The following is a 23,772-nucleotide window of genomic DNA, read 5'->3' as shown; positions in this document are numbered from 1 at the left end:
GTTCGAATACATCGAGCGGTTCCACAACCCGAGGATGCGACGAAGGGTCGCCAGGCAAGACCAGAAGTTCTCAGCCCTTTTACAACCGTCCGTGATTTCGGGGTAGAACCCCAGGTTGTTTTCTGGTCCCCCGGTTGTTGGCTGGACATGCTTCGGACAAACGGGATCGCCTCCGCGGCACACATCTGTTCGAGCGCCTGCTCAAGCCGTCCACGGAGCTCCCGTGTCGCCAGCAGGACCTCGATGCCTTCCGTGATGCCGAGCCTGCCTTGCGTCTCGACAGAAATCGAAAGCGTAAGGACGTCGCCAAGCAGGGACACTTTCTCCAAGCCCCCATAGCAGGACTCGGATCCACCGCCGATTTCCAGGTGGACATGATCCATCTGCAGATGCCTGTCCTGTTCGTCGTAGGCCTTTGCGTTCTGCAGGATCAGGTGACGCGAAGGCGCAGCGGCGTCATCGGCCAGCCCAACCACCACACAGTCGTCGTCTTCCTCGACCGACACGACTTCCGCCGTGAATTTGTAGATCATTGGAATCCTCTCCGCCGGGCCGGCCCATCAACGTCGATCGGTCTGTTTTTCAGGACCCACGCGTGGGGGCGGAAAAGGAGAAGCCACCCACTCCGGGTGATAGCGCTCCCTGTACTCGTCTTGGACGACCCCTCGATTCACGTAACGGTCGTGGCTGGCGCCAAGCGCGTCCCTCGCGAACGCCATGGCGCGCTCGATGGAGTCGAATGTCCATTCGTCCCCGAACGGAAGATCCGGGTCGGTCGCCTCGAACTCGTAGAGATCGATGAAATCTGGGGTGCCGTTGTCGAACACCTCGCAGAGGCGGACCCTCCAGCAATCCGGGCCAGGGCGTTCGATGGAGATATAGCGGATCACGCATTGATCCCGCTCATGGCGCTCAGGCAGCAACTGTTCGACCTCGCGGCCAGCGGCAAGATTGGTTCTGACGTCCAGGTCGGTGAGATGGCGCATCGGTCCTCCAGGAAGGGCTATCCAATCCTTACTTTTCCACACTGCCTGATTGCCACTGGGCTCTGGCCTGATGGAGGCTCAATTTGTTGGCACCGCCGGCGAGGTCCGGATGCTCCGACTGAACCGGGTCGTCCTCCCAATTGCACACATCACAAATCTCATATCCGCCCGACTCGCCAATCGTCCGATGTCCACAGCAGGGACAGGGCATCAAGGTATCGTTGATCTCGTTTGTGCTCATGGCTTGTCCTGGTCGTCCTTGCCGCCCGGAAATCTCGCCCCTACGTGAATCTCCGCGGTGCATGACAGTATCGGATCCGCCGATCCTGCCAGGACAGGCGGAAGCTCGTCGCAGAAAGGCCTGCCTGATAGGCATTGGCTGATTCTGGTATCTACGACATCGTCGGTCTGGACATTGTGCCGCCTTGCTGACCATCCCCGTAATGACGTTGACGACAGCATGCGCGCTTCGAGCTGCGCGGTTACACCTTGGCACAGAACTCGCTCGTTCTATCAGCGATCCTGGCCTCGTGCAGCCATTTGTCAGGGGATGAGTGGCGCGGCCCGGGACAATGCGGGCTTGGCCCCGTGCTGACGCATTGCGATACCCCGCTTCACGGGGTTCCTTTGACCGGCCAAGAGCCAAAACCATTACTGGGGGCGGTCTCGGCAGCAGACAGGACTTCCTGTGACTTGAACCTGGTGGGCCCACCAGGATTCGAACCTGGAACCAAAGGATTATGAGTCCTCTGCTCTAACCGTTGAGCTATAGGCCCGCTGCGGGGGCGGGCATTGTAGCGTCCGGGGCGCTCGCGTCGATGTGGTTGGGGGGTGGTGGCGTAGACCGCGTCTGGGCGAGCTGCGCTCTGGCGCTGGTTGCGGTCGAGCGTTGTGTGGAGCGCGGGGACCGGCGGGCGGGACGGGTCCCCTACATGGATGACGCCTGGGCGTGCGGTGCTCAGTCGCGTCGAGCACTCCAGAAAAAGCGAAGACGCCAGAGGTTCGGCATCTCTGGCGCGGCCCGGCTTCTTTGTCATCTCTGACACATCCAGTCGATGTCAGGCATCTGCGCTGCGGCAAGCCGGGCCGGGCCGCTTTGCGCATCGTCATTGCTGCTGCGCAGCACGCGCGAATGCGGGTTTGCAGCTTGCAATCAGCACCGCGGCTGCTATCGTGCAATCGATTGCATGGGGAGGCTCATGCGGCGTCATGTCCGGTTGGGAGGCCGAGGCGATGGCACGAAGCGACAGTGCGCGGGGCTTGGGCTGGATCTACGCGGAGGGTGAACCTTCTCCGTGGCGGGGGCGCTTTTTTTCTCGTTCCAGTGTCCAGCCCGCTGTGGCAATACGCGGGCTGAGGTCTGTGGCCGTTGCCCTCTCGCTGCGGCATGGCCGGCACTCGCCCCAGGCGCGCGCCCTGACCCAGGAGCGCCCCGCATGAACAACGGTCCCACCCGCCGCGATCTGCTGCGCATGGGCGTGCTGGCCGGCGTCGGGCTCGCTTCCTCCGCGTTGCTTCCTGCGTGGGCCGCGGCCCCTGCGGCGGCGCCGTCCGCGCCCAAGGGCCGGCTGAAGCAGTCGGTGGCGCGCTGGCTGTTCCAGCAGCCCATCGACCAGCTGTGCGTGACGGTCAAGCAGGTGGGCCTGTCGGCCATCGATCTGGTCGGGCCCGAGGAGTGGCCGGTGCTGAAGGCGCACGGCATCGACAGTCCGATGTGCAACGGGGCGGAGATCAGCCTGAAGCAGGGCTTCGCCGGCACCGAGTTCCATGACGAGCTGGTCGCGCGCTACACGCGCCACATCGACCTGGTCGCCGACGCGGGCTATCGCAACCTGATCTGTTTCTCCGGCAACCGCAACGGCATGGACCCACTGCAGGGCATGCGCAATGCCGAGGTTGGGCTCAAGCGGGTGCTGGGCCATGCCGAGAAGCGCGGGGTGGTGCTGGTGATGGAGCTGCTGAACTCGCGCGTGGACCACGCCGACTATCTGTGCGACCACTCGGCCTGGGGCGTGGAGCTGTGCAAGCGCATCGGCTCGCCCAACTTCGGCCTGCTGTTCGACATCTATCACATGCAGATCATGGAAGGCGACATCATCGCGAGCATCCGTCGCAACCATGAATACTTCGTCCACTACCATACCGCCGGCGTGCCCGGACGGCATGAGCTGGACGACACCCAGGAGCTCAACTACGCCGCCATCTGCCGCGCGATCCGCGACACCGGCTTTGGCGGCTACGTGGCGCACGAATTCAGCGCCGCCCATACCGACCCGATCGACGCGCTGCGCCAGGCCATCGCCCTGTGCGACGTGTGAGAGACCCACTATCCACCGAGGGAAGCAGTCACCCATGGCAGACAACCACTACGACGCGATCGTCGTCGGCTCCGGCATCAGCGGCGGCTGGGCCGCCAAGGAGCTGACCGAGCGCGGCCTGAAGGTCCTGATGCTCGAGCGCGGCCGCAACATCGAGCACATCAAGGACTACGTCAACGCGGGCAAGGAGGCCTGGGACTATCCGCATCACGACACGCCGACCCAGCAGATGAAGGCCGATCATCCGGTCCTCAAGCGCGACTATCCGCTGTCGGAGAGCACCTACGGCATGTGGGCCGACGAGAAGGACTGCCCCTATACCGAGACCAAGCGCTTCGACTGGTTCCGCGGTTACCACGTGGGTGGGCGCTCGCTGATGTGGGGACGGCAGAGCTATCGCCTGTCCGACATCGACTTCGGCGCCAACGCGAAGGAGGGCATCGCGGTGGACTGGCCGATCCGCTACGCCGACATCGCACCCTGGTACGACCACGTCGAGCGCTTCGCCGGCATCGCCGGCACGACCGAGGGGCTGGACGTGCTGCCCGACGGGCAGTTCCTGCCGCCGATCCCGCTGAACATCGTCGAGCAGGACGTGGCCGCGCGCCTGAAGAAGGCCTTCGGCGGCACGCGCCACATGATCCACTCGCGCACGGCCAACATCACCCAGCCCAAGCCCGAGCAGGGCCGGGTCAACTGCCAGTACCGCAACAAGTGCATCCTGGGCTGTCCGTTCGGCGCGTATTTCTCGACGCAATCGGCCACGCTGCCGGCGGCGATGGCCACCGGCAACCTGACGCTGCGGCCGTTCTCCATCGTCAAGGAAGTGCTGTACGACAAGGACCGCAAGCGCGCCAAGGGCGTGGAGATCATCGACGCGGAAACCGGGCAGACCTACGTCTACACGGCCAAGGTGGTGTTCCTCAACGCCTCGGCCTTCAACTCGACCTGGCTGCTGATGAACTCGGCCACCGATGTGTGGGAAGGCGGGCTGGGTTCGTCCTCCGGTGAGCTGGGCCACAACGTCATGGACCATCACTTCCGCGTCGGCGCCTCGGGCCGGGTGGATGGTTATGAGGACAAGTACTACTACGGGCGCCGGCCGTGCGGCTTCTACATCCCGCGCTTCCGCAATCTGGGCGAGGAGCGGCGCGACTACGTGCGCGGCTTCGGCTACCAGGGCGGCGCCAGCCGCACCGGCTGGTCGCGCGACATCGCCGAGCTCAACATCGGCGCCGACCTCAAGCAGGCGCTGACCGTACCGGGCGAATGGCGCATCGGCATGACCGCCTTCGGCGAGATCCTGCCCTACCACGACAACACCATCAGCCTGAACCGTAACGTCAAGGACAAGTGGGGCCTGCCGGTGCTGGCGATGGACGTGTCCCTGCGCGAGAACGAGCACGCGATGCGCAAGGACATGGGCGCCGACGCGGCCGAGATGCTCGAGGCCGCCGGCGTCAAGGACGTGGAGGTCTACGAGAGCGACTACGCGCCGGGCATGGGCATCCACGAGATGGGCACCGCGCGCATGGGCCGCGACCGCAAGACCTCGGTGCTGAACATGCACAACCAGGTCTGGGATGCGCCCAACGTGTTCGTGACCGACGGGGCGTGCATGACCTCGGCGGCCTGCGTGAATCCATCGCTGACCTACATGGCGCTGACCGCGCGCGCGGCCGACCATGCCGTGCGCGAACTCAAGGCGGGGAACCTGTAATGCAACGACGCGAACTGCTCAAGATGATCACCGCCGCCACCGGCATGGCCATGATCGGCCTGCCCTCGGTGGTGTTCGGCCAGGCCCAGCTGCCGGTGCCGCCGGCCAACAACGCCTTCTCCAAGACGCAGGTGGCGCTGCTGGACGAGATCGCCGACACCATCCTGCCGCGCACCGACACGCCCGGCGCCAAGGACGCGGGCGTGGGGTTGTTCATGGCCCGCTTCGTGACCGATTGCTACGACCCGCAGCAGCAGGCGGTGTTCCGCGCCGGCCTGGCCGATCTGGACAAGCGGGCCAAGGGCGGCTTCCTGGCGCTCAAGCCGGCCCAGCGCACCGAGCTGCTGGACAAGCTGGCCGCCGAGGCCCGGGCCGCCAGCCCCGATCCGAAAAAGGCCGACGACGAGGGCGCCGACAGCGCGGCGATCCCGCCGCATTACTTCACCATGATCAAGCAGCTGGTGCTGTTCGGCTTCTTCACCTCCGAGGTGGGCGCGACCAAGGTGCTGCGCTACGTGCCGGTGCCGGGCCGCTTCGACGGCGATCTGCCCTACGAGCCGGGCACCCCGGCCTGGGCGACCTGAAGGCCAACAACGCGCGATGCCAGGGCATCGCCCAAGGGAGAGCAAGATGAGCAAGCAAGCGATCGCGATGCTGGCCTGTGCGCTGGCCGCCGTGCCGGCGTGTGCGCAGCAGACGCAGGGCGACCCGGCCAAGACCGAGGTGTGGAAGCCGGTGCCGGCGGTCGTGGCCACGCCGGTGGGCGCGGCGCCGTCCGATGCGGTGGTGCTGTTCGACGGCAAGGACCTGTCGGCCTGGGAGGGCGAGGACGGCGGCAAGCCGGGCTGGAGCGTGGCCGATGGCGCGGTCACCGTGGTGCCGGGCAGCAAGGGCATCCGCAGCAAGAAGAGTTTCTGCGATGTGCAGCTGCACGTGGAATGGCGCACGCCGACCGAGACCAAGGGCCTGGAAGGGCAGAACCGCGGCAACAGCGGCATCTTCCTGCAGGACCGCTACGAGTTGCAGGTGCTGGACAGCTACCAGAGCGCGACGTATTCCAACGGCCAGGCCGGTTCGATCTACAAGCAGGCCATCCCGCTGGTCAACGCCTCGCGCGCGCCGGGCCAGTGGCAGACCTACGATGTGATCTGGACCGCGCCGCGCTTCTCGCAGGGCGGCGGCCTGACTGCGCCGGCGCGCATCACCGTTCTGCACAACGGCGTGCTGGTGCAGAACGACACGGTGATCGCGGGCAAGACCGAATACATCGGCGCCCCGTCCTACGCACCGCATGGCTGCGCGCCGATCTTCCTGCAGGACCACAACGCCAAGGTGAGCTACCGCAACATCTGGGTGCGGGAGCTGTAGCCGGTTCGACTCGCCAGCGGCGTCATTGCACCCATCCGTAGAGCGGAGCTTGCTCCGCTGGGGCTTTCCCGACGATCCCGGCGAAGAGCAGCGGAGCGAGCTCCGCTCTACAGGGAGGGAGCGACTCGATCTGAGACAGTTGCTCAAACAAAGGCATCGCTTCAGAAGCCGATCGCCGCGATGCCGGCCAGGACGACGACCGCGCCGGTAACGCGGCGCGCGAGATGGTCCTCGCCGAACAGCAAGCAGGCGAGCAGGGCGCCGATGACGATGGACGACTCGCGCAGCGGCGCGACCAGCGCCACCGGTGCGCGCTGCATGGCGGTGAGCACCAGCAGGTAGGCCAGCGGCGAGAACAGCGCCACCACCAGGATCGGCCTGGCGTCGCTGCGCAGGGTCGCCGCCAGCCGCTGCCTGCGGCGCAGCGCCAGCGGCATCATGATCAGGCCCTGCAGCAGCAGGGTGCCGGCGTAGTAGCTCGCCGGCGCCAGGCGCCAGGTGGTGACCGCGTAGCTGTCCCAGAGCGTGTAGGCCGCGATCGCGGCCCCGGTCGCGCCACCCCAGAGCATTCCCGGCAGCGCATGCCGGCTCCCTGTGCGGAAGGGATTGCCGATGACGACGAGGATGCCGGCGACGATGAGCAGCGCGCCCAGTACCGCCACCGGTGTCAGGCGTTCGCCCAGCACCAGCACCGCGAAGCCCATCGTCAGCATGGGCCCGGTCGCGCGCGCCACCGGATACACCACGCCCAGCGCGGCGCGGTCGTAGCCGGCCTGCAGCGTCAGCGAATATGCCGTGTGCAGCCCTGCCGAGAGGACCGATGCCAGGACCAGCCGCGCATCGAAGGGCTGCTGCTCGCGGATCGCCATCGCAATGCCGAGCGGGACGAACAGCAGCGTGGACGCCCAGGTATAGGCCCAGACGAACAGGAAGGCGTCGCCGCGCTTGGACTTGGAGGCGAGGTTCCATACCGCGTGCGCCCCGGCCGCGCCGAGGACCATCGCGACCGTGCCAGGCGACATCAGGACAGGTCGGGCAGATCGATGCCCGCCCGCTCCGCGCGGCGCGTGCGCGCCGGATCGCGCAGCGCGAGCGCGGCGACCAGCGCATCGACGACGACCAGCTGGGCCAGCCGGCTGCCCGCCGCGGCCATCTGCGCCGGCAGCGGTGGCCCGCCGACGACCAGCGCGATATCGGCCAGCTTCGCCAGCGGCGTGCCGTACTGGTTGCTGATGGCGATGAGCGAGGCACCGGCGGAGGCGGCCGCATCGGCGATGGCGAGCGTGGTGGCGGTGCGCCCCGTCGAACTCACGACGATCACGGCATCGCCTCGGCCGAGCAGGCGCACCGCGATCATCGCCGACAGATGATCCGCGATGCCGATGGTGGTGACGCCGACCGCGCGCAGGCGGAAGACCGCATCGGCGGCCACCGTTGCCGAAGGCCCGGCGCCGAAGACGATGACCTGGCGCGCGGCGTGCAGGACGCCGACCGCCTTGCCCAGCGCCGCCGGTTCCACCGCGCCACCGAGCGCGGTCAGCGCATCGGTGCCCGCGCGGATGGAGGCCTCCAGCACGGCGGCCAGCGGCGCATCGGCGGCGAGCGCGGCGGGAGGCGCGAAGAAGCCGGCGGTGCCGCGGGCGCGCGCGATCTCGAGCTTGAGTTCGGTGAAGCCGGCGAAGCCGATCGCCCGCGCGGCGCGCACCACGCTCGGCGGCGACACGCCGGCGCGTGCGGCGACCTCCGCGGTGGTGCTGGCGCCCACGAACAGCGGATCGGCCAGCAGCAGCGCGGCGACCTTGGCCTCGCTCGCGGCGAGATCGCCGCAGCGCGCCTGGATGCTGCCGAGCCACTGGCCGAGCCGTCCTTCCGCCTGCGTAACGGAGTTACCTTTTTTCCTGCTCATATGGAATATGTTACATATCCGACTCGGCCCGCGCGACTGGCGCGTAAGCAAGCCCTTCCCACCAAGCAACAGGTGCGCGATGTACAGGCAGTCCAATCCTTCCGACATTACCGTCGCAGTTGTCGGCCCCGGCGCCATCGGCACCACGGTCGCGGCGATGCTGCACGAGGTCGGCCGCACGCCCCTGCTGTGCGGCCGCACGGCCCGCGATCAGCTCTGGCTGCAGGACGGCGATCGCCGCATCGGCGTTCCTGGGCCGGTGCTGACCGACCCCGCGCGGTGCGATCGCAGGGTCGACCTGGTCTTCCTGGCGGTGAAGGCGACGCAGAACGCGGCAGCGGCGCCGTGGCTCGCGGCGCTGGGCGGCCCGCGCACGGTGGTGTGCGCGCTGCAGAACGGTGTCGAGCAGGTCGACTCGCTCGCGCCGCACTGCCCGCAGGGACGGATCGTGCCCGCGGTCGTGTGGTTCCCCGCACAGGCGCAGGCCGATGGCAGCGTCCGCCTGCGCGCGCCGGCGCGCCTCAGCCTGCCGGAAACGCCCTATGCCGGCGTCGTCGCCGAGGCGCTGCGCGGCACCCGCTGCGCCATCGAGCTGGTCGCCGACTTCCGTACCGTTGCCTGGCGCAAGCTGCTGCAGAACGCGGTGGCCGGCCTCATGGCGCTGACGCAGCGCCGCTCCGGCATGTTCGCCCGCCCGGACATCGCCGGACTCGCCCTGGCGTATCTGCGCGAAGGCCTCGCCGTGGCGCGGGCCGAGGGCGCCGCACTCGGCGACGAGGTGCCGCAGGCGATCCTGGAGAAGTTTCAGTCCTCGCCGCCCGATCTGGGCACCTCCATCCTCGGCGACCGCCAGGCCGGCAGGCCGCTGGAATGGGACATCCGCAACGGTGTCATCGCCCGCCGCGGCCGCGCCCACGGCATCCCGACCCCCGTCAGCGACATCGTGGTGCCGCTCCTGGCCGCGGCCAGTGACGGACCAGGCTGATCTGTTCGGCGGCCTGCTCCCACCTGTAGAGCGGAGCTTGCTCCGCTGGGGCTTTCCCGATGATGGCCGAAGCGCAGCGGAGCAAGCTCCGCTCTACAGAAATGGCGCGACGTGGAAGGCATCAGAGGCCGTGATGACCACGACCTGCAAAGAACGACGGCGCCCGAGGGCGCCGTCGTTCCGGTCCTGTGCCTGCGTGCCGCGCCTCAGCGCTTCACATCGGCCGGCAGATGCTCGACCAGATAGGCCGCGCCGGCCTTATCCCGACGCCAATCAGCGACATCGTGGTGCCGCTCCTGGCCGCGGCCAGTGACGGTCCAGGCTGATCTGTTCGGCGGCCTGCTCCCACCTGTAGAGCGGAGCTTGCTCCGCTGGGGCTTTCCCGATGATGGCCGAAGCGCAGCGGAGCAAGCTCCGCTCTACAAAAATGGCGCGACGTGGAAGGCATCAGAGGCCGTGATGACCACGACCTGCAAAGAAAGACGGCGCCCGAAGGCGCCGTCGTTCCGATCCTGTGCCTGCGTGCCGCGCCTTAGCGCTTCACATCGGCCGGCAGGTGTTCGACCAGATAGGCCGCGCCGGCCTTGACCACGGCGGCCGGGTCGCGCGGGTTGTCGTGCTCGATGATGTACCACTTGACCCCGGCGCGATCGGCGGCGGGCAGGATCGCCTTCCAGTTCAGCACGCCGTGGCCGACAGCGGCGAAGCCGCTCTCATCGACGGCCTGGCCTTCCGGCGCATTGTCCTTGGCGTGCACCGCGTACAGACGGCCCTTGAGCTTGCCCAGGTACACCACCGGATCGTTGCCCGAACGCGCCACCCAGGCCAGGTCCAGCTCGGACTTCAGTGCCGGGCCGGCGCCCTCGAGCAGCAGCTCCAGGCCGGTCTTGTCGCCGAAGCGGACGAACTCGAAGTTGTGGTTGTGATAGGCCAGCGTCATGCCCTGCGCCTTGAGCGTGGCGGCCAGCTGGCCCAGCGACTTGCCCAGCGCGGTCCAGCCCGCGGCGTCCTTGGGCCGGTCGGCATCGTCCAGATAGGGCACCACCAGCACGCGGTTGCCGATGGCCTTGTTGAAGGCGACCACGCCGGGCAGATCCTTGCGCAGCTCGGCCAGCGGCACGTGCGAGGAGGTGACGATGATCCCGTACTTGTCCAGCAGCGCCTTGAGCTGCGGCGCGGTGGTGTCCTGCGTGCCCACGGTTTCCACCGCGGTGATGCCGGCGTCGTGGACCAGCTTGAGGCGGTCTTCCAGCGAGGGGATGTTGCGCAGCGAGTACATCTGCACGGCGATGGGCAGCTGCGCGGCGGTGCGCTCCTTGGCCAGCGCGGGAAGCGCTGCGCAGAGCAGCAGGGCGGTGGCGGCAAGGCGGCGGGGCAGGGTGAGCGTCATAGGTCCTCCCGGAGATTCGACGATCGAGGATGGCGGCGCGTGGTCACGCGTCGATGGATGTCCAGGCGCGCGTGCGCGCCGAGGCGATCACGCCCTCGACGATGCGCGCCGAGCGCAGGCCGTCGGCGAAGGTCGGCAGTCCTTCGGGCGTCTGCCCGGCGATGGCGCGGTAGGTGTCGGCGACGAAGGCCTCGAAGCACTGCGCATAGCCCTGAGCATGGCCGGGCGGCAGCGAGGAGAGCCGGCGCTGCTCGGCGCTGCCCGCGCCCGGGCCGCGCACGAAGATCTCCTCGCGCTGGTCGGACCGGCCGATCCACAGGCGCTCGCAGTCCTCCTGGTCGAAGGCCACGGCGGCCTTGGCGCCGTCGATCTCGAACCACAGCCGGTTGTGGCGCCCGGCCGAGACCTGGCTCACTGTCAGCGTGGCCAGCGTGCCGCGCGTGGTCTTGAACAGGGCCGCGGCCACGTCCTCGCTGGACACCGCCTGCAGCGCACCGCCGGCGGCCGGCGTGGCGAAGCTCTCGCCGGTGCTCGCGCCGCGCTCGGCGATCACGGTCTCGAAGGCCGCGCTCACCTCGGCGAAGCGCTCGCCGCCGACCCATTCCACCAGGTCGCACCAGTGCGAGCCGATGTCGGCGAAGGCGCGCGACGCGCCGCCCAGCTTAGGGTCCACGCGCCAGTTGTTGCTGGCCGGATCCAGCAGCCAGTCCTGCAGATAGCTGCCGTGGATCAGGCGCAGCGGGCCCAGTTCGCCGTCGGCGATGCGGGCGCGCGCCTCGCGCACCACCGGGTGGTAGCGATAGACGAAGGGCACGGTGGCCACCAGGCCCGTGGCGGCGGCCAGATCGGCCAGCGCCTGGGCGTCGTCCAGCGTGGTGGCCAGCGGCTTTTCGCAGATCACGTGGCGGCCGGATTCCAGTGCGGCCTGCGCCATCGGCCGGTGCAGGTGGTTGGGCGTACAGACGTGCACCACCTGCACCTGCGGATCGGCCAGGGCCTCGTCCAGGTCGCGGTAGGCGCGCGGCAGGTTCCAGGCGCGCGCGGCCTCCTCGCCGCGTGCGGGCGAAGAGCCGACCACGCCGCGGACCTGCGCGCCGGCCAACAGCGCGGCGCGGCGATGCACCGCGCCGATCATGCCGGTGCCGACGATGACGATGCCAAGCGGGGTCATGCGGTGGCGCTCCTCAATGCGTGGCCGAGGCGACGGCGGCCTTGGCCGGCCGATCGCGGAACAGCAGCAGGAAGGCGATCAGCACCACCAGCGCCACGCCGGCCGGGAACAGCCAGATGCTCTGCCAGTCGCGCCCCGCGGCGGTGGTGTAGTGCTCGACCACCGCGCCGGACAGGAAGGTGCCGATCAGCATGCCCACGCCGTAGGTGGCCAGGGTGATGAAGCCCTGCGCGCTGCTGCGGAAGGCCGGACCGGCATGGGCGTCGGTGTAGATCTGCCCGGTGACGAAGAAGAAGTCGTAGCAGATGCCGTGCAGCACGATGCCGATCACCAGCAGCGCGAAGCCGCCGCCGGCATCGCCGTAGGCGAACAGCGCATAGCGCGCCACCCACGCGGCCATGCCCAGCGCCAGCATGGTCTTGACCCCCAGCCGCGCGAACAGGAACGGCATCGCCAGCATCAGCAGTACTTCGGACACCTGGCCCAGCGACTGCAGCCCGGCCGCGCCACGCACGCCCAGGTCGTTGAGATAGGGATTGGTGAAGTTGTAGTAGAACGACAGCGGGATGCAGATGGCGATCGAGGCCAGGAAGAACACCAGGTACGAGCGCGACTTCAGCAGCCCCAGCGCATCCAGGCCGATCATCTTGCCCAGGCTGGCGTTGCGCTGCTGCTCCAGCGGCGGGGTGTGGGGCAGGGTGAAGGCGTACAGGCCCAGCAGCGCCGAGGCCAGCGCGGCCATGCGGAAGGTCAGCTCCAGGCGGTGGGCCTGTTCCCAGCCCAGCCAGCCGATCAGCACGCCGGCCACGATCCAGCCGACGCTGCCGGCCACGCGCACCGGCGGGAACTGCTTCTCCGGCACCTGCATGTGGCGCATGGCGATGCTGTTGGCCAGCGCCAGGGTGGGCATGAACAGCAGCATGTAGCCCATCACGCAGGCGGCGAAGGTGTCGAACGTGGTCGCCACCGAGGCCCCCCACATCAGCGCCGCGCCGGCCAGGTGCAGCACGGCCAGGATGCGCTGGGCGGCGAAGTAGCGGTCGGCGATCAGGCCCACCAGGAAGGGCGCCACGATCGCGCCGATGGACTGGCTCAGGAAGGCCGTGGCGACCTGGCCGGCGCTGGCCTGCAGCGGGCCCTGCACCAGATAGGTGCCCAGGGTCACGAACCACGCGCCCCAGATGAAGAACTGCAGGAACATCATCGCGCCGAGGCGCGACAGGATGGACGTCATGACTTCCCCTCCCAGGTCAGTGGTGTCTTAGAGCCCCAGCAAACCGCGCAGCGCTTCCGGGCTGGCGCCGCTGCCGGCGAAATCGTCGAAGGCGTGTTCGGTCACGCGGATGATGTGGTCCCGGATGAAGGGCGCGCCTTCGCGCGCGCCGTCCTCGGGGTGCTTGAGGCAGCACTCCCATTCCAGCACCGCCCATCCGGGGAAATCGTACTGGGCGAACTTGGAGAAGATCGCCTTGAAGTCGATCTGCCCATCGCCCAGCGAGCGGAACCGCCCGGGCCGGTCGATCCAGTCCTGGTAGCCGGCGTACACGCCGCTGCGCGCGCTGGGGCGGAACTCGGCGTCCTTGACGTGGAAGATGCCGATGCGCGCGTGGTAGCGGTCGATGAAGCCCAGGTAGTCCATCTGCTGCAGCAGCAGGTGGCTGGGGTCGTAGAGGATCTTGGCGCGCGGGTGATGGTCGACCACCTCCAGGAAGCGCTCGAAGGTGGCGCCGTCGTGCAGGTCTTCGCCTGGGTGGATCTCGAAGCACAGGTCCACATCGCAGGCGTCGAACGCATCCAGGATCGGCCGCCAGCGGCGACCGAGTTCGGCGAAGGCCTCATCGACCAGACCGGCCGGACGCTGCGGCCAGGGATAGAAGTACGGCCAGGCCAGGGCGCCGGAGAAGCTGGCGTGGGCCTTCAGGCCCAGGCGCTGGCTGGCCTTGGCCGCCAGCTTGAGTTGTTCGACCGCCCAGGCCTGGCGCGCGGGCGGGTTGCCGCGCAGCGATTCCGGCGCGAAGCCGTCGAACAGCGTGTCGTAGGCCGGATGCACCGCGACCAGTTGGCCCTGCAGATGGGTCGACAGCTCGGTGATCTGCACGCCGTGGCTGGCCAGCATGCCGGCCAGATCGTCGCAGTAGTCCTGGCTCTCGGCGGCCTTGGCCAGATCGAAGATGTGCGGTGCGCTGGTCGGCACCTGCACCCCGCGATAGCCCAGGCCTGCGGCCCACTGCGCCAGCGTGTCCAACCGGTTGAATGGCGCGGTGTCGCCAATGAACTGCGCCAGGAACAGCGCCGGGCCCTTGAGCGTTCGCATGCTTTGCGTTCTTGATGCAATCGATTGCACGATCCTAGCATGGCGTCATGGCCGCGCACGTTGTGCATTGCACCGCACGGCCGCGCCTGCCCCGGCGCCGCCGCCCGCGGCATAGCCATGCCCACCAAGGACGTGACACGCTTGCCCCATGCCGACCATCTACGACATTGCCAAGCACGCGGGCGTTTCGGCCGGCACGGTCTCGCGCGCGCTGTCGCGGCCGGAGAAGGTGCTGCCGGAAACGCGTGCGCGCATCGAGCGCGCCGTGGCCACGCTGGGCTACGTGCCCAACGCGGCCGCGCGCACGCTCAAGACCCAGCGCACCGGCAAGATCCTGGTCACCGTGCCGGACATCGCCAACCCGTTCTTCGCCCAGATCCTGCAGGGCGCCGAGGACGCCGCGCAGGCGGCCGGCTATGCGGTGCTGCTGGGCGATACCCAGCAGCAGCCCGCGCGCGAGGAACGCTATGCGCAGATGCTGCGTCGGAACGAGGCCGATGGGCTGATCGTGCTCGGCCACCGGCTGCCGCCGACCGCGCGGCAGATCGTCAAGCAGCTGGGCGCCGCGGCGCCGGTGGTCAACGGCTGCGAGTTCGATCCGGCGCTGGGCATCCCCAGTGTGCACATCGACAATGCCGCCGCCGCGCGCGCGGCGATGGAGCATCTCTATGCGCTGGGCCACGCGCGCATCGCCGTGGTCGGCGGTCCGCCGGACAACCCGCTGCACCAGCAGCGCCTGCAGGGCGTGCGCGCGGCGGCCAAGGCGCGTGGCCGGGTGCGCCAGCTGCGGCTGGTGCCGGGGGACTTCTCGGTGGAATCGGGCCATGCCGCGGCCAGCGCCTGGCTGGGCACCGACGATGCGCCGACCGCGGCGTTCTGCTTCAGCGACCAGTCGGCGCTGGGCGTGCTGGCGGCCTGCCGCGAACGCGGCCTGCGCGTACCGCGCGACCTCTCGGTGGTCGGCTTCGACGACCTGGCCTCTTCGCGTTATCTCACCCCGCCGCTGACCACCGTGGCCCAGCCGATGCGCGAGATCGGCGTGCGCGCGGTGCAGCTGCTGCTGGACATCCTGGCCGCGGCCGACGTACCGCTGCAGCAGACGCTGACCTTCGAACTGATGCTGCGCGGCTCGACGGCTGCGCCTAAGGCGTAAGCGCCGCGGCGGCTCGGCACCGCTGACCGACGCCGCTCAAAGATCCCCAGCGTCATCCCCCCGAAGCCGAAATCCGCCCCTCCCCTTTCGCGCAGCGAAGGGGGAGGCTGGGAGGGGGTGCTTTTGCCTTTGCCTTTGCCGCGAAGAGCAACCCCTCCCCATCCCTCCCCTTGGCCTTCGGCCAAAGGGAGGGGGCAGAAGCGCGCGCCGCTTCGAGACGGCTGGCGTTCTTAGACCGGGCAGGCCGCCGCCGGTGCGGCGTTGGCGGCGGTGCCCCAGCCCTGCGGGTCGGGCTGCGTGCCCAGGGTGTAGTCCAGCGTGCCGCCCTGCTTGAGCGCGTCCACGTCCATCCACACCGCCGACTGCGGCTTGCCGTTGAAGCGCACGCCCTGCACGTAGCGCGGGCCGGCCTGCGGTGCGGCGTTGCCGCGCACGGTCAGGGTGCGGCCGTCGCCCAGGTCGATGCGCGCGCGGGTGAAGCGCGGCGGGTGCAGCAGCATCTGGCCGGTGCCCGGCATCAGCGGCGAGAAGCCCAGCGTGCTGAACAGATAGAACGCCGACATCGTGCCCAGATCGTCGTTGCCGGTCACGCCGTTGGGCGCGTTGGTGAACAAGGTCTGCACCGAGGACAGTACGGTGGCCGTCTTCCACGGCTGGCCGATCAGGCTGTACAGCGCCGGCACGTGCATGGTCGGTTCGTTGTTGGGGTTGTAGCGGTACTGGCCGTAGTAGCTGTACGGCCCGCCGACCCAGGCCTTGCGCGCCGCGCCCTGCGGATCGGCCACGAGCTGGTCGTAGGCGAAGAAGTCGTCCAGCCGCTTGCCCATCGCCTCGCGCCCGCCCATCGCCGTGGCCAGGCCCGGGATGTCCTGCGGCACCAGCCACTGGTACTGCCACGCCGTGCCCTCATGGAAGCCGTAGTGCGAGCGCGGGTCGTAGGTGCCGGTGGGCGGGGTGAACCACTGGCCATCGGCCAGGCGCGGACGCGGGAAGCCCTGGTAGCCCGAGGCCTGCTCATGCAGGTCCGCATCCCAGACCTTGTGCCAGTTGCCGCCACGCGTGCGCAGCGCGGCCGCGTCGTCGCCATGGCCCAGCCTGCCTGCCATCAGCGACAGCGCGCAGTCGCCCAGCGCGTACTCCAGCGTGGCCGAGCCGCCGTTCTGCGGGTCCACGTCCATGCCCTTGGCGGGGAAGGTGCGGTCGAAGAACACGAAGCCGTTGCGCAGATAGTTCACGTTGCCCGCGCGGCCCTCGTGGCGCGAGGCCAGCGGCGGCACGCCCCAGGCGTTCTTGCGCAGCGCGGCCCAGGCCTGCGGCTCCAGGCCCTTGAGCGCGCCGTAGCGCCACAGGTCCACCAGGAAGGGCGTGACCGGATCGCCGGTCATGGTGTTGGTGTCGAAGTTGGCATAGCCCCAGCGCGGCAGCCAGCCGCCCTGCGCGTCGATGGCCAGCAGCGAACGGCCGATGTCGCGCGCGCGCTGCGGCTCGATCAGCGCCAGCAGCTGGTTCTGCGAGCGGTAGGTGTCCCACAGCGAGAAGAACTCGTAATAGGTCCAGTCCTTGGCCTCGTGGATGGCGTCGTCGTAGCCGCGGTAGCGGCCGTCGGCGTCGTTGCCGGTCATCGGCTGCAGCAGCGCGTGGTAGAGCGCGGTGTAGAACACGGCGCGGTCGTCCTTGCTGCCGCCGTCGATGCGGATCTTGGACAGCGCCTGCTGCCACAGCGCACGCGCGTCGCGGCGCATCGGCTCGAAGGCGCGCAGCTTGCCGCCCTGCATGCCCTCGCTGCGCAGGTTGACGCGCGCGCCCTCGGCATCGACGTGCGAGATCGAGGTGATCGCGGTGACCTGCTTGTTCTTGCTGGTGTCGAAGCTGACCCAGGCGCCGTTGAGCGGCTCGTACTCGCTTTCCATGCTGTCGCGCGCGCCCGGCGTACCGCCGGCCTGGCCCCACACGCCGAAGGCCTTGAACGGGCGGTCGTACTCGATGCGGAACCAGGTCGCGTACTGATGTCCGCCGCAGAAGCTCAGCGTGGTGATCTTGCCCTCGACCACGCGATCGCCGACCACATGCACCTGGCTGCCGATCACCCGATGCTTCTGGTTGGCCTGGCCGACGTTGATCAGCACGTGGCCTTCGCCGGCGGAGGCCGGGTAGGTGTAGCGCTCGCCCGAGGCGCGGGTCAGGGCGGTGGTCTCCACCTCGATGCCGCCGTAGTCGGTCAGGCGCACGCGGTAGTCGCCGGCCTGGCCGGTCGAGCCGGCCTGCGTGTAGCGCGCGCCGTACTTGGTCTGGTCGAAGACGTCGTTCTTGGACGTATCGAAGTCGCCGCCGGGGCCGATGCGGCCGGTCACCGGCAGCACCGAGACCTGGCCGCCCTGTTCCCAGCAGCCGGCGCCGGAGATGAAGGAATGGCCGAAGCCGCGGATGCGCTCGTCGCCATCGCGCCAGCCGGCGTAGTGCGAGCCGATCGGGCTGACCTGGATCATGCCGAACGGTGCGGCGGCGCCGGGGAAGGTGTTGCCCTCATCGCGCGTGCCGATGAAGGTGTTGACCTGCGCGGCCAGGTCGTCGTCGGCGGCGCGCGCCAGCGTGCCGGTGACCGGCAGCGCCAGCAGCAGGGCCACGCAGACGGCGCGGCGGCCATGGCGCAGCAGGGCGCGGCGGCGTGCGTGGGGGGCGGCGGCCGACAGCGGCGCGCGGGTGGGGTGGTCCATCGTGCTTCCCTCGTGATCGATGCAATGGCGGCGCGCCGCGGCGGCGGAGCCAGCCAGGCGTCGGCCGGATTTAGAACGATCCAAATCGACATTTCAAGCCGATTTGCCTTGAGACGACGCAAATGTCAGCCACGCCTGCGAAAACCGGCGATCGTGTCGAACGATGCACCGCGCCGATGCTGCGGACGCACATGGATCCAGCGCGCGGCATGCCGTCGGGGCCGCCATGGCGACGACGCCATCGCCATGCCTGACGCCGCGCCACCGACGCGGCGACTTGCGGCCGGCACCGGCCATCGCGCAGCATGGCCGGTGCTGGGCCGTTCCAGCCAGGCCCAGGGCATGCGACACATGGCCGATACCCCCCGCAGGATCACGCTCAACGACATCGCCCATGCCTGCGGGGTGTCGCGCGCCACCGTCTCGCTCGTCCTGCGCAGCAGTCCACTGGTGCATGCCGACACGCGCGAGCGTGTCGAGGCCGAGATGCGCCGCCAGGGCTACGTCTACAACCGCGCCGCGGCCAATCTGCGCCAGCGCGTGTCCACCGCGGTGGCGCTGGTGGTCAATGACCTGGCCAACCCGTTCTTCGCCGAGTTCGCCGCGGGCGTGGACGAGGCGCTGGGCGCCAAGGGCTATGTCACCCTGCTGGGCAGCAGCGGCGAATCGGCGCAGCGCCAGCGCCAGGTGCTGGGCTCGCTGATGGAGCACAACCCGGCCGGGGTGATCCTCTCGCCGGCCGAGGGCAGCGCCTTCGCCGACCTGGAGACGGTGATCGGCCGGCACACGCCGCTGCTGGTGTTCAACCGCGAGGTGGCCGGCAGCGCGTCCAAGGGCTTCCTCTACGATTTCATCGGCCTGGACAACCGCGCCGGCGCGCGCGCGGCCACCGAACTGCTGCTGGCGCAGGGGCACCGCCGCATCGCGTTCTATGGCGGGCATGCCGACTCGAGCTCGTGCCGCCAGCGCCGCGCCGGCTATCGCGAGGCCATGGCGGCGGCGGGGCTGGACGTGCCCGATGCCTGGATGATCGAGACCGCGCCCACGCGTCTGGAAGGCAATGCCCGCGCCGGCCTGCTGTTCGCCGGTGGCGCCACGCCCACCGCGGCGGTCTGCTACAACGACGCGGTCGCGCTGGGGCTGATGCTGGGCCTGGTGCGCGAGGGGCGTCAGCCGGGCGTGGACTTCGCGGTGACCGGCTTCGACGATATTCCCGAGGCGGCGGTGGGCGTGCCGCCGCTGACCACCATCAGCACCGATCCACGCGAGCGCGGCCGTCAGGCCGCGGCGATGGTGGTCGAACGCGCCGCCCACCCCGGCATGGCCCGCCGCACCAGCGTCGTGCCGGCGCTGTTGACCCAGCGTGCGAGTACATACGGCAAGGCGAAGGCGCGGCGCTGAAGCAGGGCGTACGGGATCGCCATTGGCGATGTGCGTTGCCTACAACGATTCGAAGATGCGCGAAGACGTTTCTTCCCGCCGGCCGCAGCCGTGGCCGCACGCGCTTGCGCAGCCACCGGCCGCGGATGCAATTGCACAGCGCTCCGCACCTGTCAAATGACGTCACTGCGCGACGCGCCTGGTGGGAGCCGCCATGGCGGCGATGAGGCCTTACCTGTAGAGCGGAGCTTGCTCCGCTGCGTTTCGGCCGGATCGTCGGGAAGCCCCAGCGGAGCAAGCTCCGCTCTACAAGGAGGCTGCGATTCGATCTGAGGGACGGTTGCTTCCACAGGGAACTTCGGCGCCACCGCGGGGCGTGCGCGACATGCGCGTGATGCACGCCTTTCAGACGAAACCTACGCGCCACGGACGTGGCAGCGTTTTCAGGCCGCGGGCCTGTCCGGTGTTCGCTGCAGGGCAGCATGCCTTTTCGGAAGCGGCGTGATATTTCTACGCCGCGCCAGTTAGATCGATCCAAATGCGGGTTTCATGAACGGGCCATCGCCAGGCCTGGCTGCCCCGTCGTGGATGCGACCGCCTGGTACACGCCACCGCATCGTCGTGAAGTTCATTCAACGAGAGAGAGACGCAATGAACGACAGCTCATTCCCCAAGCGCCAGCTGCTGGCGCTTGCCATCGCCGCCAGCTGCGCGGCGGCATCCGCGCCAGGCTGGGCCCAGCAGGCCGCCACGCCCGCGCCCGCCAATGCCGCCCCGGCCAACGCGCCGCAGACCGATGCGTCCCAGACCGGCGCGCCGCAGCAGGCGACCGACCTGGACAAGGTCACCGTCACCGGCTACCGCTATTCGATCGAGCAGAGCCTGGATCAGAAGCGTGAGGCCAATGCGGTGGTCGAAGTGGTCACCGCCGAGGACGTGGGCAAATTCCCCGACAAGAACGTGGCCGACGCGCTGCAACGCGTGCCCGGCGTGATCATCACCCGCGACGGTGGCGAGGGTAAGAACGTCAGCGTGCGCGGCCTGTCCTCCGAGTTGACCCTGACCGAGCTCAACGGCAACTACGTGGCCAGCGCCGAGACCAACGGCGATCCCACGCGCTCGTTCAACTACACGCTGCTGCCGTCGAACATGCTCTCCAGCGCCGAGCTGTTCAAGACGCCCGAGGCGCGCCTGGACGAGGGCGGCATCGGCGGCACGGTGATCCTGCACACGCGCCGTCCGCTGGAGCAGGAGGCCAACACCGGCTTCGTCTCGGCCGAAGGCACCTGGGCCGACACGACCAAGAAGACCGATGGTCAGTTCTCCGGCTCCTATTCCTGGCACGACAAGGACGACCGCTTCGGCGTGTTCGTCGGCTATACCCAGCAGAAGCGCACCGTGCGCACCCTGGGCGTGGATACCAGCGCCTGGAACTGGTACAGCGACGACAACGAGGCCCACCCGGCCACCGACGTCAACGGCAAACCCTCCAACTTCGACAGCTACTGGTGGGGCGAGTCGGGCTTCTACGACCAGAACGGCAAGTACTACACGAATTTCATGATGCCCAACGTCGTGAACTTCAAGTCGGAGAAGGAGGAGCGCGAGCGCAAGGGCGGGCAGATCACCCTGCAGTTCAAGCCGACCGACGATCTGACCTTTACCGCCAACTACTTCCGGTTCGACATGGACCGGAACTCCCAGACCAATACCTTGTCGGTGCCGGAGTGGAACCTGGCCCGCTATTCGGGCGACGGCAACTGGCCGGGCGGGCGCCTGCTGGACGGGCTGACCATGGACCCCAGCGGCACCGTGGTCACCGGCGCGCAGTACAGCGTGCACCCGAACAAGACCTACTACTGCAGCGAGGCGGCCGCCGCGGCCGGCGGCATGCGGCCCGGTGGCTGGGGCCCCGACGATTGCACCATCCCCACGCCGTGGCTGACCGGTTCGTACAACCGCGAGAAGGCGCGTTCGCAGATGGCCGACTTCGAGCTGGCCTGGACCAGCGAGCGGCTGGACATCGCGGTCAAGGCCGGTCGCACCTGGGCCGATGGCGGCCCGCAGGTGCAGATGACCATGCCGGTCAAGCCGCGCCTGCCCACCACGGCCGGCAGCAACGGCACCACGGTCAACGGCACCGGCGCCTACACGCTGGGCAACTACTACACCGCCTGGGATCTGACCGGCACGCCCTCGCTGCAGGTCTCGCCCGAGCTGATGAACAACCTGCGCAACGGCATCGGCGAGATCGACCTGGGCTCGACCGGTTCGTCGTGGACGCGCAACAGCACCTGGCAGAAGTTCGCGCAGAGCGACTTCACCTGGCGCGGCGAGACCGGCAGCGTGCTCGATTCGATCCAGTTCGGCATGAAGTACCGCGACGGCGGCACGCGTCGCAGCACCGGCAACAACTACTGGGTCTGCCAGGGCGCCGATCCGTCCGACTACGACAGCCGCTTTCAGAACGGCTGCGATCCGGCCGCCTCGGTGTTCCAGTCGCAGTTCCTGTATCCGGAGCAGATCGGCAACATCGCCGGTGCGTTCAACACCAACGCCTTCCCGGCGATCAACTACCCGGCCTACATCGACTATCTCAACAAGACCTACGGGCCGATGCAGACCCGGCAGGAAGACAACTTCGTCTTCAACGTCGGCGAGAAGATCTATTCGGCCTATCTGCAGGCCAACTTCCGCACCGAGCGCCTGCGCGGCAACATCGGCCTGCGCCTGGTGCACACCGACCAGCATGCCGACTCCACCGACCGGGTCGATTACTACAACGACTACTTCTTCGACGATGCGGCCGGCAATCCCGCGCCCTGCCTGCCGGGCAACCTGCCGGCGGCCGGCGCACCGGCGGGCTCGGGCTGCGTCAGCGGCTTCACCACGCTGCCGGACAGCCAGACCAACCCGGCCAGCGGCCACATCTCCTCGTTCGTGGTCAGCTCGCTGGACCGCAGCTACGTGGACCGCCTGCCGAGCTTCAACATCGCCTACGACCTGACCGACAACCTGGTGTTGCGCGGCGCCGCGTCCAAGGTGATGGCGCGCCCGAGCTACGGCGACATCGCCGCGCCCGGCGGCCTGCAGTACTACAGCCAGGAATACGTCAACGACCGGCGCCTGATCGGCGGCGGCGACGTGACCGGCTGGTACGGCTCGGGCAGCAACAAGGCGCTGGAGCCCTACAAGGCCAACCAGTACGACTTAGGGCTGGAGTGGTACTTCCATCCGGGTTCGGTCGCCGGCGTCGGCCTGTTCCGCAAGGACGTGAGCAACTTCCTGCTGCCGGTGGTCCAGGACGTCACCCAGAACATCGGCGGGCAGAGTGTGGTGGTGCAGAACTACTCCACCACCGCCAGCGGCCGCGACGCGGTGTCCGAGGGCGTGGAGGTCTATGCCCAGCACACCTTCGACTTCGGCCTGGGTCTGCAGTTCAACTACACCTACAACAAGACCAACGAGGCACCGGTCACGCTGGAGGACGGCACCGAGATCGGCAAGTCGCCGCTGGTGGGCAGCGCCAAGAACCAGACCAACCTGACGGTGTTCTACGAAACCGAGAAGCTGCTGCTGCGCGCGTCCTACAACCGGCGCGGCCAGGTGGTCGACGGGCTGGTCAGCGGTCTGAACGTGTACGAGGAGCCGTATCAGCAGATCGACCTCAACGCGGCCTACAACTTCACGCCGGCCTTCAGCCTGACCGCTTCGATCCTCAACCTGACCAAGGAAGAGACGCGCACCTACCTGGGCAACGACACCAAGGCGCGCTTCAACTCCAACGGCTATGCCGGTCGGATCGCGTTCCTGGGCCTGACCTACAAGTTCTGATGCGGGACTCCCCGCGCCTCTCCCCGGGGGCGCGGGGCTTTTTTTGGTTTTCTCCGGATTGAGGCATCTTGGTTTGGGGGTGTCGCGGCTTCCTTCGGAGGGCGGATTCTCCGGCTTCGGAAGGGCGGCGGTCCGGCGGGCGGTGTCCGCTTTTCCCTCAATCAGGGCATCGGCGCCCTGATTCGGGCGCTCGGCTCCTGCCTCGCTCGTCGCTGCCACCGCCCGCCGGCCCGCTGCCTCGTGCGTCGGGTTAGAGCGCTTCGGTTTGAGCCCCCTCCCTTGCGCGTAGCGCAGGGGAGGGATGGGGAGGGGTTGGGGCTTTACCGGGCAAGCCACAGAAGCAAAAGCAACAGCACCCCACCCCCTCAGTCGCTAGTTCGCGACTTCGAGCTCCCCTTCGCCTGCGGCGAAAGGGAGGGGGCAGAGCGCTTGCCCGATGCCTTCGAGTTTTAAGAAGTCCTGATCTATTCGTTGCAGAGCCTCGACCCGGTCGGGCGCGCGGAGAGCGGGCCAGGATGGAACGCGGCGGCGAG

The 23,772-nt window shown here is 68.6% G+C and carries 16 protein-coding genes, 1 tRNA gene and 1 pseudogene; 8 read left to right on the top strand and 10 right to left on the bottom strand.

Features of this window, described 5'->3' with window-relative positions; genetic code table 11:
• Positions 1–287: 287 nt before the first annotated feature.
• From WFQ05_RS11780 to WFQ05_RS11770, 3 genes and pseudogenes are all read right to left on the bottom strand, one after another.
• A pseudogene (locus WFQ05_RS11780) lies at positions 288–533 on the bottom strand (Imm10 family immunity protein); the annotation flags it as partial.
• A gap of 27 nt (positions 534–560) precedes the next feature.
• Complete coding sequence (locus WFQ05_RS11775; RefSeq protein ID WP_337053949.1) at positions 561–986, bottom strand: hypothetical protein; 426 nt, start codon at positions 984–986, stop codon at positions 561–563.
• A 700-nt stretch (positions 987–1,686) separates the two neighbouring features.
• Positions 1,687–1,762, bottom strand: a tRNA-Ile gene (locus tag WFQ05_RS11770).
• A gap of 660 nt (positions 1,763–2,422) precedes the next feature.
• Between WFQ05_RS11770 and WFQ05_RS11765 the strand changes: the two genes are divergently transcribed.
• From WFQ05_RS11765 to WFQ05_RS11750, 4 genes are all read left to right on the top strand, one after another.
• The gene (locus WFQ05_RS11765; protein WP_337053948.1) at positions 2,423–3,304 is read left to right on the top strand and encodes a TIM barrel protein; all 882 of its coding nucleotides are present in this window, start codon (positions 2,423–2,425) and stop codon (positions 3,302–3,304) included.
• 34 nt (positions 3,305–3,338) lie between these two features.
• Positions 3,339–5,024, top strand: a complete 1,686-nt coding sequence (locus WFQ05_RS11760) for a GMC family oxidoreductase (RefSeq protein ID WP_130528336.1) — start codon at positions 3,339–3,341, stop codon at positions 5,022–5,024.
• A complete protein-coding gene (locus tag WFQ05_RS11755; RefSeq protein WP_130516903.1) occupies positions 5,024–5,608 on the top strand; it encodes a gluconate 2-dehydrogenase subunit 3 family protein in 585 nt (194 codons plus the stop codon). Before WFQ05_RS11760 ends, WFQ05_RS11755 begins: the two co-directional genes overlap by 1 nt.
• A gap of 67 nt (positions 5,609–5,675) precedes the next feature.
• Positions 5,676–6,392, top strand: coding sequence for a DUF1080 domain-containing protein (locus WFQ05_RS11750; protein WP_130517626.1), 717 nt, complete (start codon positions 5,676–5,678; stop codon positions 6,390–6,392).
• Between the two features lie 161 nt (positions 6,393–6,553).
• On the opposite strand, the gene WFQ05_RS11745 is transcribed toward WFQ05_RS11750, so the two are convergent.
• Both WFQ05_RS11745 and WFQ05_RS11740 read right to left on the bottom strand, forming a co-directional pair.
• A complete protein-coding gene (locus WFQ05_RS11745; protein ID WP_337053947.1) occupies positions 6,554–7,414 on the bottom strand; it encodes a DMT family transporter in 861 nt (286 codons plus the stop codon).
• Positions 7,414–8,436 (bottom strand): MurR/RpiR family transcriptional regulator, encoded by a 1,023-nt coding sequence (locus WFQ05_RS11740; RefSeq protein ID WP_337053946.1) that lies wholly within the window; start codon positions 8,434–8,436, stop codon positions 7,414–7,416. Before WFQ05_RS11740 ends, WFQ05_RS11745 begins: the two co-directional genes overlap by 1 nt.
• Positions 8,437–8,455: 19 nt before the next feature.
• Here WFQ05_RS11740 and WFQ05_RS11735 point away from each other — a divergent pair, with 19 nt between their 5' ends.
• Positions 8,456–9,283 carry an oxidoreductase gene (locus WFQ05_RS11735; RefSeq protein ID WP_337053945.1) on the top strand — a complete coding sequence of 276 codons (828 nt, stop codon included), beginning with the start codon at positions 8,456–8,458 and terminating at the stop codon, positions 9,281–9,283.
• A gap of 532 nt (positions 9,284–9,815) precedes the next feature.
• Here the strand turns inward: WFQ05_RS11735 and WFQ05_RS11730 are convergent.
• From WFQ05_RS11730 to WFQ05_RS11715, 4 genes are read right to left on the bottom strand one after another with little or no spacing between them, the layout of a single operon-like run.
• Complete coding sequence (locus WFQ05_RS11730; protein WP_337053944.1) at positions 9,816–10,673, bottom strand: sugar phosphate isomerase/epimerase; 858 nt, start codon at positions 10,671–10,673, stop codon at positions 9,816–9,818.
• 43 nt (positions 10,674–10,716) lie between these two features.
• Positions 10,717–11,844 carry a Gfo/Idh/MocA family oxidoreductase gene (locus tag WFQ05_RS11725; RefSeq protein ID WP_337053943.1) on the bottom strand — a complete coding sequence of 376 codons (1,128 nt, stop codon included), beginning with the start codon at positions 11,842–11,844 and terminating at the stop codon, positions 10,717–10,719.
• Positions 11,845–11,857: 13 nt separating this feature from the next.
• Entirely contained in the window at positions 11,858–13,078 is a 1,221-nt protein-coding gene (locus WFQ05_RS11720) for a nucleoside permease (RefSeq protein WP_130516913.1), read from the bottom strand.
• Positions 13,079–13,105: 27 nt separating this feature from the next.
• Positions 13,106–14,158 carry a sugar phosphate isomerase/epimerase family protein gene (locus tag WFQ05_RS11715; protein WP_337053942.1) on the bottom strand — a complete coding sequence of 351 codons (1,053 nt, stop codon included), beginning with the start codon at positions 14,156–14,158 and terminating at the stop codon, positions 13,106–13,108.
• A gap of 148 nt (positions 14,159–14,306) precedes the next feature.
• Here WFQ05_RS11715 and WFQ05_RS11710 point away from each other — a divergent pair, with 148 nt between their 5' ends.
• Positions 14,307–15,311 carry a LacI family DNA-binding transcriptional regulator gene (locus WFQ05_RS11710; RefSeq protein ID WP_131659033.1) on the top strand — a complete coding sequence of 335 codons (1,005 nt, stop codon included), beginning with the start codon at positions 14,307–14,309 and terminating at the stop codon, positions 15,309–15,311.
• A 230-nt stretch (positions 15,312–15,541) separates the two neighbouring features.
• On the opposite strand, the gene WFQ05_RS11705 is transcribed toward WFQ05_RS11710, so the two are convergent.
• Positions 15,542–18,025, bottom strand: coding sequence for a GH92 family glycosyl hydrolase (locus WFQ05_RS11705; RefSeq protein WP_337053941.1), 2,484 nt, complete (start codon positions 18,023–18,025; stop codon positions 15,542–15,544).
• A 351-nt stretch (positions 18,026–18,376) separates the two neighbouring features.
• Between WFQ05_RS11705 and WFQ05_RS11700 the strand changes: the two genes are divergently transcribed.
• Entirely contained in the window at positions 18,377–19,426 is a 1,050-nt protein-coding gene (locus tag WFQ05_RS11700) for a LacI family DNA-binding transcriptional regulator (protein ID WP_337053940.1), read from the top strand.
• Between the two features lie 630 nt (positions 19,427–20,056).
• Positions 20,057–23,239: a TonB-dependent receptor gene (locus WFQ05_RS11695; RefSeq protein WP_130528345.1), complete on the top strand. Its 3,183-nt coding sequence runs from the start codon at positions 20,057–20,059 to the stop codon at positions 23,237–23,239.
• The last annotated feature ends 533 nt before the right edge of the window (positions 23,240–23,772 follow it).

This window comes from Pseudoxanthomonas sp. USHLN014 (assembly GCF_037153335.1).
In the GTDB taxonomy this organism is placed as follows: domain Bacteria; phylum Pseudomonadota; class Gammaproteobacteria; order Xanthomonadales; family Xanthomonadaceae; genus Pseudoxanthomonas_A; species Pseudoxanthomonas_A winnipegensis.
This window is presented reverse-complemented; position numbering and strand designations above follow the sequence as displayed.